The 12,591-nt window shown below is 67.4% G+C and carries 13 protein-coding genes and 1 pseudogene; 7 read left to right on the forward strand and 7 right to left on the reverse strand.

From position 1 onward, the window contains the following. Positions 1 to 183: 183 nt before the first annotated feature. Positions 184 to 1,389: a lipopolysaccharide biosynthesis protein gene (locus SK803_RS46690; protein WP_406601668.1), complete on the reverse strand. Its 1,206-nt coding sequence runs from the start codon at positions 1,387 to 1,389 to the stop codon at positions 184 to 186. Between the two features lie 93 nt (positions 1,390 to 1,482). Here SK803_RS46690 and SK803_RS43235 point away from each other — a divergent pair, with 93 nt between their 5' ends. Genes SK803_RS43235 through SK803_RS43245 form a run of 3 tightly spaced genes read left to right on the forward strand, consistent with a single transcriptional unit; the run spans position 1,483 to position 4,059 of the window. Further along, entirely contained in the window at positions 1,483 to 3,171 is a 1,689-nt protein-coding gene (locus SK803_RS43235) for a hypothetical protein (protein ID WP_319972045.1), read from the forward strand. After that, positions 3,159 to 3,329, forward strand: a complete 171-nt coding sequence (locus tag SK803_RS43240; protein ID WP_319972046.1) for a DUF2613 family protein — start codon at positions 3,159 to 3,161, stop codon at positions 3,327 to 3,329. The genes SK803_RS43235 and SK803_RS43240 overlap by 13 nt, the downstream gene beginning before the upstream one ends. A gap of 31 nt (positions 3,330 to 3,360) precedes the next feature. Then, positions 3,361 to 4,059, forward strand: coding sequence for a class I SAM-dependent methyltransferase (locus SK803_RS43245; RefSeq protein ID WP_319972057.1), 699 nt, complete (start codon positions 3,361 to 3,363; stop codon positions 4,057 to 4,059). On the opposite strand, the gene SK803_RS43250 is transcribed toward SK803_RS43245, so the two are convergent. The 5 genes and pseudogenes from SK803_RS43250 to SK803_RS46695 all read right to left on the reverse strand — a co-directional run. Continuing rightward, positions 4,056 to 5,057 carry a DUF3068 domain-containing protein gene (locus SK803_RS43250; RefSeq protein WP_319972047.1) on the reverse strand — a complete coding sequence of 334 codons (1,002 nt, stop codon included), beginning with the start codon at positions 5,055 to 5,057 and terminating at the stop codon, positions 4,056 to 4,058. The two genes, SK803_RS43245 and SK803_RS43250, sit on opposite strands and share 4 nt — an antisense overlap. Continuing rightward, positions 5,042 to 6,208, reverse strand: a complete 1,167-nt coding sequence (locus SK803_RS43255; protein ID WP_319972048.1) for a glycosyltransferase family 4 protein — start codon at positions 6,206 to 6,208, stop codon at positions 5,042 to 5,044. Before SK803_RS43255 ends, SK803_RS43250 begins: the two co-directional genes overlap by 16 nt. Beyond that, positions 6,209 to 6,964 carry a glycosyltransferase gene (locus SK803_RS43260; protein WP_319972050.1) on the reverse strand — a complete coding sequence of 252 codons (756 nt, stop codon included), beginning with the start codon at positions 6,962 to 6,964 and terminating at the stop codon, positions 6,209 to 6,211. Positions 6,965 to 7,698: 734 nt separating this feature from the next. After that, a complete protein-coding gene (locus SK803_RS43265; protein WP_319972051.1) occupies positions 7,699 to 8,487 on the reverse strand; it encodes a class I SAM-dependent methyltransferase in 789 nt (262 codons plus the stop codon). A 269-nt stretch (positions 8,488 to 8,756) separates the two neighbouring features. After that, a pseudogene (locus SK803_RS46695) lies at positions 8,757 to 8,852 on the reverse strand (IS5/IS1182 family transposase); the annotation flags it as partial. Positions 8,853 to 9,540: 688 nt separating this feature from the next. Between SK803_RS46695 and SK803_RS43270 the strand changes: the two are divergent. From SK803_RS43270 to SK803_RS43285, 4 genes are all read left to right on the forward strand, one after another. Further along, positions 9,541 to 9,984, forward strand: coding sequence for an AbrB/MazE/SpoVT family DNA-binding domain-containing protein (locus SK803_RS43270; RefSeq protein ID WP_319972052.1), 444 nt, complete (start codon positions 9,541 to 9,543; stop codon positions 9,982 to 9,984). 16 nt (positions 9,985 to 10,000) lie between these two features. Beyond that, positions 10,001 to 10,444, forward strand: a complete 444-nt coding sequence (locus tag SK803_RS43275; protein WP_319972053.1) for a hypothetical protein — start codon at positions 10,001 to 10,003, stop codon at positions 10,442 to 10,444. Between the two features lie 12 nt (positions 10,445 to 10,456). Then, complete coding sequence (locus SK803_RS43280; RefSeq protein WP_319972054.1) at positions 10,457 to 11,014, forward strand: site-specific integrase; 558 nt, start codon at positions 10,457 to 10,459, stop codon at positions 11,012 to 11,014. A 400-nt stretch (positions 11,015 to 11,414) separates the two neighbouring features. Further along, positions 11,415 to 12,236 carry an aminoglycoside phosphotransferase gene (locus SK803_RS43285; protein ID WP_319972058.1) on the forward strand — a complete coding sequence of 274 codons (822 nt, stop codon included), beginning with the start codon at positions 11,415 to 11,417 and terminating at the stop codon, positions 12,234 to 12,236. Between the two features lie 7 nt (positions 12,237 to 12,243). Here the strand turns inward: SK803_RS43285 and SK803_RS43290 are convergent. Continuing rightward, a partial coding sequence (locus SK803_RS43290) for a Scr1 family TA system antitoxin-like transcriptional regulator (RefSeq protein WP_319972055.1) occupies positions 12,244 to 12,591 on the reverse strand: 348 nt, incomplete at its 5' end.

Below are 12,591 nucleotides of genomic sequence, written 5' to 3' on the forward strand. Positions count from 1 at the left end.
CTCGTCCGTGCCGTGGCCCAGCGGTTCACCGCGCGGTTCAACGTCACGGCCTTGATCGTCGTCGCCGGGATGGCGACCGCCACCGGGATCGCGGTCGTCGGACGCCTGCAAGGACACGGGCAGGACTGGGCGTACGGAACCGCCACGCAGGCCGCCATCCTCGTCGCCCTGGCCGCGGCGGTGTCACCGTGCCTTGACTGGTTCGACACGGGACCGGAACTCGATCAGGGCTCCGAAGCAGGCGAGCAGGGCGGTGGCGGTGACGGCCCCGGCGACGACCTGGGTCGGCGAACCGTGCCACCAGCCGAGAACGAGCACGACCTCGAACCCGACCGCCAGCCAGGTCAGTGACGTGGACCGGCGGTCGGCGCCCGCGATCCTGGAGTACAACAAAATCTGCACGAGCGACAGCAGCGATCCGACCAGGGCGAACGGCCACACCGGAAGGCTGCTCGCCGCGTAGGCCGAACCGCCGACGAGCGACACCACCGTGCGACCGAACACCGCGCAACCCAGCACCACCACCGCGTCCACGGCGGCGCAGACACCCAGCGCGATCGGCACGATCCGGCGGCGGGCCTTCTCGTCGGCCAGCTTGGGCAGGACGACGACGGCGATCGCGTACGGCAGCCAGTACGCGATCTTGGTGATCACCGAGCCCACCGCGTACTCCCCCGCCTCACGGGCGGGAAGGCTGTGCCGGGCCAGCACCAGATCCAGGTTCACCAGCAGCACCAGCGCCAGCAACGCCTGCACGGTGTGCAGCACGTCGCGCACGTGCCCCGCGGTGCGGGGGCCCGGCACCGGTCTGCCGCAGATCAGCCAGCCCACGAACGCGACGACGACCGACCCCGCAACCGTCCCGGCGAACGCCCCGGCGGGCGTGCGGAACACGAGCAGGCCGAGCAGCGTGCCGCCGACCCGCCCGACCCCCTCGGTCGCGATCAGGCAGACCATCGACCGGAACCGCTGCGTGCCCTGCAGGACTCCGTAGCACAGGCCGACGAGCGTGATCGGCGCGAGCGAGCAGGCGAGCAGCAGCACCGCCCACGGCCCCGGCAGGTGCAGCAACGCCATCAGCACGGGCGAGACGGCCAGCGCGGTGACCAGGACGGTGGCACTGGTCATCAGACCGAGCGTCACCAGCGGCCCGCGATCCTGTTCGGGCGCCCGCGCCACCCGCAGGGCGATCACGGTCTGCAAGCCCATCGCCGGCACCGCGCCGATCACCAGGAGCGCCAGCAGCGAGCCCATTTCCCCGAAGACCGGCGGCGCGAGCAGCCGCGCGGCGATCACCGTGAGCAGGTAGCTGGCGACATTGCTGCCGCCGAAGGCCACCGCGACCGCGATCGCGTCGACACGCGTCCTGGCCGGAAGTGTGTCCGCCACTGGCTTCGTCCCCTAAGTTACCGAAGAGTAATGGTCGGGGAACTATAGTCCCGCAGTCCAGGTTCCGGGCTGCCGACGAGAAGAGCAGGTGCGATGCGGCTGGTTCTGCCCGCGGTGTCCGCCGTGCTGGCCCTGCTCGTGCTCACCCCGTTGCTCGGCCGCGGCTTCGTCCTGAACTACGACATGGTGTTCGCGCCGGACCAGTCGCTCCTGCCCGACGGCCTCGGTCTCGGCTCGGCGCTGCCCAGGTCGGTCCCGGCGGACGCGGTGATGTCGTTCGCGACCGCTCTGCTGCCAGGCGACGTCGTGCAGAAGATCGTGCTCCTGGCAGCCTTGTTCGCCGGTCCGCTCGGCGCGGGCAGGCTCGTGCCCACGAACTCGGTGGCGATCCGGGTCGTCGCCGCGGTCTGGTACGGGTGGAGCGCGTACGTGGCCGAGCGACTTTTCATGGGCCATTGGCCGTACGTGGTCACATACGCTTGCCTGCCGTGGATCGCGGCGGCCGGGCTCGCGGTCCGCCGAGGGGAACCCAAAGCGCTCCCGAAGCTGATCCTGGCCTGCGCTCCCGCAGTCCTCACGCCGACCGGTGGAATCATCGCCGCGGTGCTCGCGGTCGTGTGCTCGGGCCGCCGCACACTCGCGGTCACCGTGCCGGTCACGGTCCTGCTGAACATGCCGTGGCTGCTGCCTTCCGTGCTGCACCCCGGCGGCTCACTGTCCAGTCCGGACGGTGTCGGGGCGTTCGCCGCCAGGACCGAGAACTGGGGTTCTCCGGTCACCAGCGTGCTCGGCCTCGGTGGGATCTGGAACGCCGAGGTCGTGCCGGGCAGCCGGGGGATGCCACTGCTGCCGGTGATCACCCTGCTGTCGGTCGCCGTAGCCCTGGCGGGGCTGCGTTCGCTCGCGCCGCGATGGGGCCTGGCGCCCGCGCGTTCGTTCGTCGTCCTCGGCGCGATCGGCGTCGCGATCGCGGTGTTCGGCACGCTGCCGGGCGGTGGTGACGTGCTGGCGTGGGCGGTTTCCCACGTGCCCGGCGCGGGTCTGCTGCGGGACTCGCAGAAGTGGGCCGCGTGGTGGGCGCTCCCGCTCTCGCTCGGGTTCGCCCTCGGTGTGGAGGCGGCGGGGAAGTACCTGACCAACAGGACCGCGCTCGTCGCGCTGGCGGCGTTGCTCCCACTCATCACGATGCCCGACTTCGCCTGGGCGGGGTTGGGGCGCCTGGAGGTAGTGGACTACCCGGCCGACTGGAGTGCCGTGCGAACCGTGCTGGCGGCGGACGACGGAGCGGGCGACGTGCTGGCCCTGCCGATGTCCGCGTTCCGGCGGTTCTCCTGGAACGGCGACCGGACGCAACTCGATCCGGCGCCCCGGTTCCTGCCGAGGACCGTCGTCATCGACGACGTCGTGTACGTCGGTGGCAGACCGGTGTCCGGGGAGGACGGCAGGGTCGCGACGATTCGCCGGGCGATGGCCCGGAACGACGATCTCGGCGCGTTCGGGATCGGCTGGGTGCTGGTGGAGCACGGGACCCCCGGCTCGGTCGACCCCGGCGTGCTCAGGGGTCTGCGGGAGGTGTGGTCCGGGCCGTGGCTGACCCTCTACCGGGTGCCGGGGGTGATCGCGCCGCCACCGGCCGGAGTGCCGCGATTGCCTGTTGTCGCAGGAGATCTCGGCGCATTGGCGGTTGTCGCGTCCGGCCTATTGTGGCTGCTATTACCAGCCGGTAGATTCAGCCGATCTAGCCACTCGCGGACAGCCGAGGAGCAAGCGTGCGCACATTGATCGGTGCCGTCATCGCGGTCGTCGCCGGGCTCGCGTTCGCCGGTGGCGGAACGTACGTCCTGGTCAACTCTCTCGCGCCGGACAAGGCCGTCCAGCTCAAGAACGCCCCGGCGCCCAACAACTCCAACCCCGACACCGTCAACTACGGCACGCCGTAAGGTGCCGAGCCAGGCGACGCTGGACCGGTCGATCCGCCTGTTCAAGGCATTCCGCAACGAGCAGACCGACCGGGACACCTTCTACCGGTTGCTGGCCGAGGACTCCGCACGGCAGGTCGCCGAGTTCACCTCCCTCGCCGGCCGGAGTCTTCTCGACGTCGGTGGCGGCCCCGGGTACTTCGCCGACGCGTTCCGTGCGGCCGGCGCCTACTACGTCGGCCTGGATCCCGATGTCGGCGAACTGTCGGCCCGCGGCGAGTTCGCCGAAGGGATGATTCGGGCCAGTGGCACGCGATTGCCCATCCGAACGGCCTCAGTGGACGTCTGCTATTCGTCGAACGTGCTGGAACACGTGGACGAGCCGCGCACGATGCTCGACGAGATGGTGCGCGTGACGAAGCCCGGCGGGACGGTGTTTCTGTCGTTCACGCCGTGGTACTCCCCCTGGGGCGGCCACGAAACCTCGCCGTGGCACTTCATCGGCGGCCACTACGCCCGCCGCCGATTCCGGGACAACCACGGCCAGGAGCCCAAGAACCGTTACGGGGAAAGCCTTTTCGCGGTGTCCGTCGGCTCGGCGCTGCGCTGGGCACGGAACCACCCGGAGGCCGGCCTGGAACGCGCACTTCCCAGGTATCACCCGTGGTGGGCGACCTGGGTCGTGCGCGTTCCGGTGCTTCGCGAGGTCGTGTCCTGGAACCTCGTGCTGGTCCTGCGCAAAAAGCCTTAGGCGGTACGGCGGCGGCCGGCGAGCAGCAGGACGATGCCGACGGCCAGCAGGACGCCACCCGCGATCCACAGGATCACCGGAAGGCCGGTAAGCAGCCACAGCTTGGACTTGTTGTCCTCGGCCACCCGGACGTTGGCGTCGACCGTCTTCTTGTTGAGCTCCAACGTTCCGTCGAACACCGCGGTGCCCTGACCCGCGTTCTGGTCCGAGGTGCGCAGCTCCTGCTTCACCGACTGACGCACCTTGATGAGCGCGCCGGTGTCCGGCTCGATCCACAGCGTCTTTTCCGCCTGGTAGTACAACCTGACCGAGACGGTCGGTTCGGGCTTGTCGACCAGCGAGCCGGGCACGTCTCGGCCGTCGACGTCGGTGGGCGGCACGGACTGCTTGAACCGGTACACCGACAGGCCCTGCAGTTTCTCCTCACCGTCGAACTTGGCGTCCACCGGCTTGCCCACCCCACTGTCGTACCAGGGGTAGGTCCGCTTCTCGGTTTGGAAGGGGAACTTGAAGTTCAGGCCGGGGAACTGAACCTGGCCGCGCGTGCCAGGGATCTTCGTGTCCTTGCCGTTCTCCGGCTTGACCTTCTGGAGGTACTGCGTGGTGCAGGGCGCGACGGCCTCCGCGGTGAACCGGTCCAGGCACAGCTCACGCACGCTCGCGCTGAGCGTCAGCCTGTCCTTGTCCTCCGTGATGCGGGTGGCCTCGACCCACGCGGTCACGCCGCTGTCGGCCTGGACCTCGGGCGCCCGCAAGTCACCGGAGACGTACGTGCTCGACGTCAGGCTGAGGTTGCGGCGGATCTCCGGCGCGGTCGGGCCTCCGCCCTTCTCCACGTAGACGAGTGCGGTGATGCCGCTGCCCTGGGCCACCGCGGTCGTATCGGGACTGTGCGGGATCTTGGCGAGGGCCGGGTAGGCGTAGAACCGCAGCAACAGCCCAGTCGCGATCCCGAACACGCCGAGTCCGAGCAGGACGAAGGTCAAACCGCGTCGCAAAGGTCCTCCTCAGGAGCTGGGCCGCCGACGCGGCCCGTGGTTGAACTGTCGAGCAGGGTGGACACCACGGCGACGAACATCCGTCCGCTGGTAGCCCAGTCGAAACCGGCGGCCCAGGCTCGGCACGCGTCGGCCACGGCCGAGGCGTCGTCGGGGCGGGCCAGCAGCGTGAGAGCGTCGTGGATCGCGCCGCCGACGTCCTCGTCGTCCCGTACCAGCCAGCCGGTCTCCTTGTGCCGCACGGAGTCGCGCAACCCGTCGACCTCGCGGCAGACGGTCGGGACGCCGTGCGCGGCCGCCTCGATCACGGCCAGTCCCCAGCCTTCGCCGTCCGACAGGGTGACGTTGAGCCAGGATTCCCGCAGCAGAGCGCTCTTCGTAGAGTCGTCGACGAAACCGTGCACCACGACGGAATCCGCGAACGGTGCCGCGGCCTTGCGCACCGCGGCTTCGTCCGGTCCACGGCCGATCACGTGCAGGCGCAGACCGGGCCAGTGGCCGCGCAGTGTGCCGACAATCTCGATCAGCCGGTCGACCCGCTTGTGCGTGACGAGCCTGCCCAGGCACACCAGCGAGGGGTGCGAGGACCGTGTGCCGTCCGCAGACGACGGGTGGTCCGTGCCGTTGGGCACCACGAAGATCCGGCCACGCCAGGCGAGGCGCTCGCGCATCGCGCGCACGGTGGACCGCGACACGGCGACCGTCACCGCGTGGCGGTAGACCTTGCGCGCGGCAGGACCTTCGAGCCAGCGGCCGATCCGGGCCAGCCACGGCGGGAAGTGCACGGCGAACTGGGCGTCGTGCACGTGGTGCACCACCAGCACGACCTTCGTCCACCTGGCGACCACCAGGGGGCTGAAGAAGGGGATCCCGTTCTGGCAGTCGATCACCAGGTCGATGCGACTTCGGTTGCGCAGCAGCCACAACAGCGCCCAGAAGTACACCGTCCACCGGCCGCCGCGACGCACGGTCGACTCGTCGCCGCCGCTCTGCCCCTCCCCCTTGGCCGTGAGGAAGGTGACCTGCGCCCCGGCGGCGGTCATCGCGTCCGCCACGCGGGCGGCGTATTCCTCGGCGCCACCGGCGTGCGGATGCCCGCGGTCGCGCCAGTTCACCACTACCACCCGCGCACCGTTGAGCGGTGGTCTCACTCAGGCCACCTCCGCCACGGATGTCATGACCGGGGCGACGGCGGGCGTCTTCTCCGCGCCGAGGATCGCCCGGATCCTGGCGAGCGCGGCGAAACTGCGGTAGCCGTCCCGCATCGGGCGGAACGTGGACCCCGGCACGTCCCTCCAGCTCACCGGCAGTTCGACGATCATCGCGCCGATCCGTTGCGCCCTGGCGAGCAGTTCGACGTCGAACGCCCATCCCGGTGTGCGCAGCGGTCGGAAGATCGCGTCGGCGGTGTGCCGGTCGAAGAACTTGTAGCCGCACTGGGTGTCGCCGACGCCAGGCACGATCGTGTTGGCCGCGTACCGAAAAGCCCACGCGCCTGCCTGCCGGACCTGGTTGTGCCTCGCACGCACGATCGAGTTCGGGTGCGCCCGCGATCCGACGACCACGTTCACGCCGGTGCGCAGGAACCTGAGCGTCGGCGCCAGCGCTGCCATGTCGGTCGCCAGATCGGCATCGCAGAAGCCGACGTAGCGGCTGTCGGTCCGCAGCACTCCGGTCCGCACCGCCGCGCCCTTCCCCGGCTGGGCACAGCGGATCAGCCGCACCGGGATCGATCCGGACCGGTGCTCGCGGGCGACCTCGCCGCTGCGGTCGGTGCTGGTGTTGTCGACCACGACGATCTCGCACGGCTCACGGGTGGCCGCGAGCGCCGCCGTGAGCGCGGACAACGTGGCCGACAGCCGCGACTCCTCATTGCGCACAGGCACGACAATGGAAAGGAGTGTCATGTCCTCGCCGTTATTCCGGGCGCACAGAACCCAGCATGGTGTCGCAAGAGTCCTCCCATGACGTGACGCAGGTCTCAGGACGGCGAAAGTTACCCAACGGTAGTTCCCTGGAAATGAAAGGGAAGTGTGATGTGTGTCACATTCCCTGCGGAGTGACAGGCACCTTCGAACTTTGTACCGTTCAGCGTCAAAAATTGAGCTGGACGGGCTAATCAGATGACCGACGACCGGATGGATATCCCCTCACCGAACAAAGATCCGGCGATGCTCCCGCCACGCACCAGGCGGGAGCATCGCCGATAGACGAAGAACGCAGGTCAAATCATCTGAATGGATCTACCAGCATGTCCAAGTAGCAGGTCAGGCGCTCCCGGTACCACAAGTCCACGCACTTGACGTCGCCATCCCAGGCGTCAGTTGCATATCGGTTCAAACAAGATCCCGACCATAAACGCAAAGAAAACAGCCGCCCGATTCAAATAGTTAATGGATACAGTCCGTTCCGTAATAAAAGCAAGGAATTCGGCCACATCACGATCAACGTGTCCATTCACGGGTGAGTACCCGGCCCACCCTCTGCCCGTGCGGCCCGCAGGCCGCGGGCCGCAGGTCGGAAGCCAGCGCGGCGAGGACCGCACCCGCTGCAACCGCTTCAAGCGCTGAACACTTCGCGAAGAACCGCTGCAGGCGGTCGCGAGCCGGCAAGTCGGCAACGACAACAACTAAAAGGCGGATCAGCGCGCCGGCTGAGGCGTGCCTCGCGCCTGGTCGCGGCTGGCGACCACCAGGTATCCATCGCTCTCGGGGTCGAAGGTGGTGGACTGCACCGTGAACCCGACACTCCGCAACTGCGCCACGAGGTCCTCGTACCGGTAGGGCCAAATGGACAACCGCTCCGAGCAGGCTCGCACTGCCCCATCCGGCTCGATCTGGGCGACCACGATCTCGAGGAAGTGTTCCTGCTCCCAGCGCTGCCCGATCTGCCAGTAATAGCTGACGACCGCATCGCGGTCGTTGCGGCGGATGAGTCGATCGCGGACGTCTATCCGTGAGCCGGCGGAGCGCACGAGCTCCCAATTGCGTGACGTGAGCACGAGGCGTCCGCCCGGATTCAGCAGCCGCGACATCGCTTCCAGTGCGGTCAGGCGCCCGGCTGCGCCCTTGGCGTGCCCGAGCGAGTTGCCGACGCAGAACACCAGATCGAACGTGGAGTCCTCCAGGTGGTCGGGCAGCTCGTCCCAGCTCGCACGGAGGGCTCGAAGCGAGACACCCTGCTCGTCGGCGGCCTTCTCGGTCCGGCGAACCATCCCATTGCTGGCGTCTGCGGCGACCACGTCAAGGCCAAGACTCGCGAGACCGACGGCGAGCTGGCCGGTTCCACACGCGCAGTCGAGGACGCGCGCGTTGGGCGGCAGAGAACCCACGACATCGCTGTAGTAAACCGCGGCTGCCTTGGCGGGGGTCAACCTGTCGTCCCCGATCAGCCACTCGTATACATCGGAAAGCGCCCCATAACCAGCCACCGCGATAACCTCTATCAGTCGACGACACGCGGGCTAGACCGCGCCTGCGATTCGGACCTTGCGCCTCGCACTGTGCTGGGCCGTGTCAGCGAAGCAGTGAGCAGGACCCAACCACTTCCGACCGCTGAGACTCCACCGGATTTCGTGGGAAACCGCGACACGCCGCACCGACGCAGGTCCCCACTCCACCGGCGCCCCATCGGCCACGATGGGGTCTGCGGTCGGCAAGCGCGCATTCACTGCGGAGCGCTTTCACTGAGCGTTCTCCATCATCGGTTTGAGCTGGCCAGATCCAGGGCGAGGACTGCTTGGACGAGGCTGGTGATTCGGGTGGTCGAGCACCGGAGCTTGCGAAGCCGCCAAGCAGTCGCCGACGATGTACGGATCTACATCCTGGGTCTCCGGTCGGATGATCGGGTCGTGGTGGAGTGTGGTGTCGCGCTTGATGTGGCCGCCGATGGTTGTAGTGGGACACGTAGCGGTTCAGCACTGACTTGAGGTGATGCTCGTTGATGATGAGCAGCCTGTCGGTGAGCTCGCGTCTCACCGTTGTGCGTGCCAAAAACTACGTCCATGCAGGTTAAGCCGCATGACGATACTCGCGGATTACTCCGCCGAGACGATCTTGCCGATCTAAGGTGAGGCGTTCGATCCAATCAGGTTCGAGAGGCTGTGGCCGGACCCTCAAGGGCGCCGCGCCAGCGAGTGATCGGTGGGTGCGGTGCTCGTCGTGGTGTCGCTCGCACTCACCGCGCACCATAGACCGATCGGATTCCAGGTCAGCCTGCGATCCAACAGTAGCTGCGAAAGTCTTGACCCCAGTCGACAGAACATAGCGACAAAAGATTGAATCGCATCGACTGGCCCTCTATACTAGGTTCGAGCTATCCAATAGCGCATGGGCACACGAACTGCGCAAGCTTGCTACATATGGGGACTCAAGTCCCCCCTCGGACACGAAAATGTGGCACGTGTGCCACGTCTGCGTGGCAGGTGCTCAAGTACACTTGAGCACCTGTTTTGCGTTTCGGCGCCACTTGCAGGTGGCGTCCGATGACCATTTCCTACAGCCGCCCCATCGTTCCTGACACCGCGCCAGGAAACACAAGGGGCGCATCTGCCCGCATTGCTGGTCAGCCCCTCCCGCTTATCCCCGTACCAGTATCACCGCCGCAACGTCTGAGCAACGTCCTGTACAGCATCGCCACGGTCGACGACCGCGGCCGGGTCGCCGACCGCCAGATGGCCGCGGCGTTGAACTGGACCGCCGCAACCCGGCTGAGCATCCGCGAACACGACGGCCTGCTAGCTGTGGCTGCCGACCCGCACGGCGTCTTCAAACTCACCAAACAGGGACACGTCCGGCTACCAGCCGACGCCCGTCGAGCAGGGCACCTCAGTTCCGGCGACCGGGTCCTCCTGGTCGCCCACCTCGACCACCAGACGGTCACGGTGTTCCCCCCATCGCGCTGGACCAGCTGGTGCTGCCGGCACTGACGGGCGGTGAAGACCTGTGACCGGCGCACCGACCCAGGCCGAGCTCGACGCCGCGCGCCTGGTCCTCGACCGGATGGGCGTGACCGCAGAGGACCTGCTCAACTCGGTGAAGCCGCCGGCGCCGACCTTCGCCGAATACATCCCGGTCGTGGCGGCGGCCGTGAGCGATGGAACCCGCCGCGCCTACAGCCCGTACTGGAACCGCGTACTGGACCAGTGGGCGGACATCTCACTGAGCGACCGCACCCCGACCGACATTCAGCGGCTCGTCCAGCACATCAAGGCCAACCTGACCGTCCGCCGCAACACCCGCAACGGCAACTCCGCCGCCGAACACCTCATCGCCGCACTGCGCTGCCTCTACCGCCACGCCGTCAACGACGAACTCGTCGACGAGCGCTCCAACCCGGCCGCCAAGGTGCCGAAGCCACGGCGACAGCCCAGCAACCGGCGGGCGTAGTCCGGCAAACAGATGGACCAACTCAACGACGTCGTCGCGACCGGCGGCAACGACCCTCAACTCGACTCGCTGATCATCCGGTTCCACACCGAGACCGCTGCCCGACGCGGCGGCGCCCTCGCACTGCGCCCCAGAGACCTCGACGAAGAGAACTGCCTCGTCTACCTCCGCGAAAAGGGCAAGTCGTCGCGGTGGCAACCGGTCTCCCCCACGCTGATGTGGCACCTGCTCCAGCACGTCGAACAGCGCGGTGCACCGATGAACGGACGCCTCTTCCGCTACATGGACGGCCGCCCGATCACATACCACCGCTACGACCGCCTCTGGGTCCGCGTCGGCGAGAGCCTGCCCTGGGCCGCAAAGCAAGGCGTCAGCACGCACTGGATCCGATACACCACGCTCACGTGGGTCGAACGCCACTTCGGCTACGCCGTCGCCCGCGCATTCGCCGGACACAACGACACCAACACCGACGCCGGAAGCACCACCACCTACGTCCGCGCCACCCTTGAAGAAATCGCCACAGCGCTGGCCGCGCTCACCGGAGAGCACCACCCGCTGGCCGCGTAACTGATTCCAGAACCGTCGGGGGCTGCCTGCCGATAGCAGGCAGCCCCCCAGCTGACATCCCTCAACCGCGATTTTGGAAGTCCGTTGGACAGCAGATCAGCGGTGACGCGTGATGGCACTAGATTTGGTCAACACTGAAATAACTATGAATACAGGGGCTAGGAGCGCCGGCTGCAGCGTGACGATGAAGTAGCTCGTCAGTTGGTGAACGGGGTGGCAAGCCCCGCGACTCGCTCACCAACCTCCCCGATTGGGGTATGCCCCTTTCAGCTCCTCGCTTGGAGTGTTTCCAAGCGGTACCAAGAAACTCGCACAGTGTGCTCGGTGAGCACCAAGGCGAGGGGATCCCGTGTCCGAACAGCTTGACCACCCACCCGTGCTCGACAGCGAAGGCCGAACGTTGAGCGTCGACCTGAGCGAAGCCGACGCACAGTTCCGGCAGTGGATGCACGAGAACCTCAGCCGCGCCGCCGACCGCTTCGGTCTCACCGTTACCGGGCAAGCCCGGCTCGGCTGGCTGGACCGGTCGATCAGCGCACCTGTCCGAGCATCCGGCCGGCGGCTCTGGCTTCGGGTGGTGTCCGAGGACAAGCAGTGGATCGGCGGTGAGTTCTGGACCGGCAACCTCGACGCCAACGTGTTCACCACACTGCCCAAGCCACAGGTTCTCGACGTCTACGAGTGGGAAGAGTGGCGGCAGCAACGTGCCGAGCTGATGACCTTCGCCCCAGGTTCACCCTGCTCCCCCACCGACACCGTGCGCCACGCGCTCGACCTTCCCGATGAATGGTGGGCGGAACTCCGCAGAACGATCGAGATAATCGCGGCGACGCCAACCGACCGGGTCAACGCCGATCAGGCCTTGATCACCGGAAGGATCCAGCAGCACTTCGGACACTCCGCGAATCCCGTGGTCCGCCAATGGGAAACCGTGCACGGCGACCTGCACTGGGCGAACCTGATGGGACCGGACTTCATGCTGCTGGATTGGGAGCTGTGGGGCCGCGGTCCAGTTGGGACAGACGCAGCCACGCTGCTCTGCTACAGCCTTCTCGTGCCGGAGACTGCTGAACGAGTGCGCGACACCTTCGCCCACGTGCTCGACACCGACGTCGGCCAACTCGCTCAGCTCTACGTCGCATCCCGCCTGCTGCACCGAGTCGACAAGGGTGACCACCCGGACCTCGCCGCACCGCTCAGGAAACTCGTCGAGACCTTGTGAGCCGTCCTCAGACTGCCTCACCGAGTGGCAGCTGTGCCTCTCCGAGACTGGCTATCAGCGCCTTGGACTCCACCGCGTCCAAACTGGACTCACCGAGTGCACGCACAACCTCTCCGTAGGCCTCGATCGAGGTCTCGTCCTCGATGAACGCGGTGGAGGTCTCGCACTCCACGCACACCACGGGTTCATACTTTTCGAAGGTCAGCCGGGTGAACGGCCTGTCCATTCCGACGTGCGCGCCGATCGTCGTCGGCACGATCCGGATGACGACGTTCGGGCGCACGGCCATGCGCAGCAGGTGGTGCACATGCTCCTGGTGAGCGTCTCCTCCACCGACCGGCAGGCCCAGCGCCAG

Source organism: Lentzea miocenica (assembly GCF_033949945.1).
GTDB classification, from domain to species: domain Bacteria; phylum Actinomycetota; class Actinomycetes; order Mycobacteriales; family Pseudonocardiaceae; genus Lentzea; species Lentzea miocenica.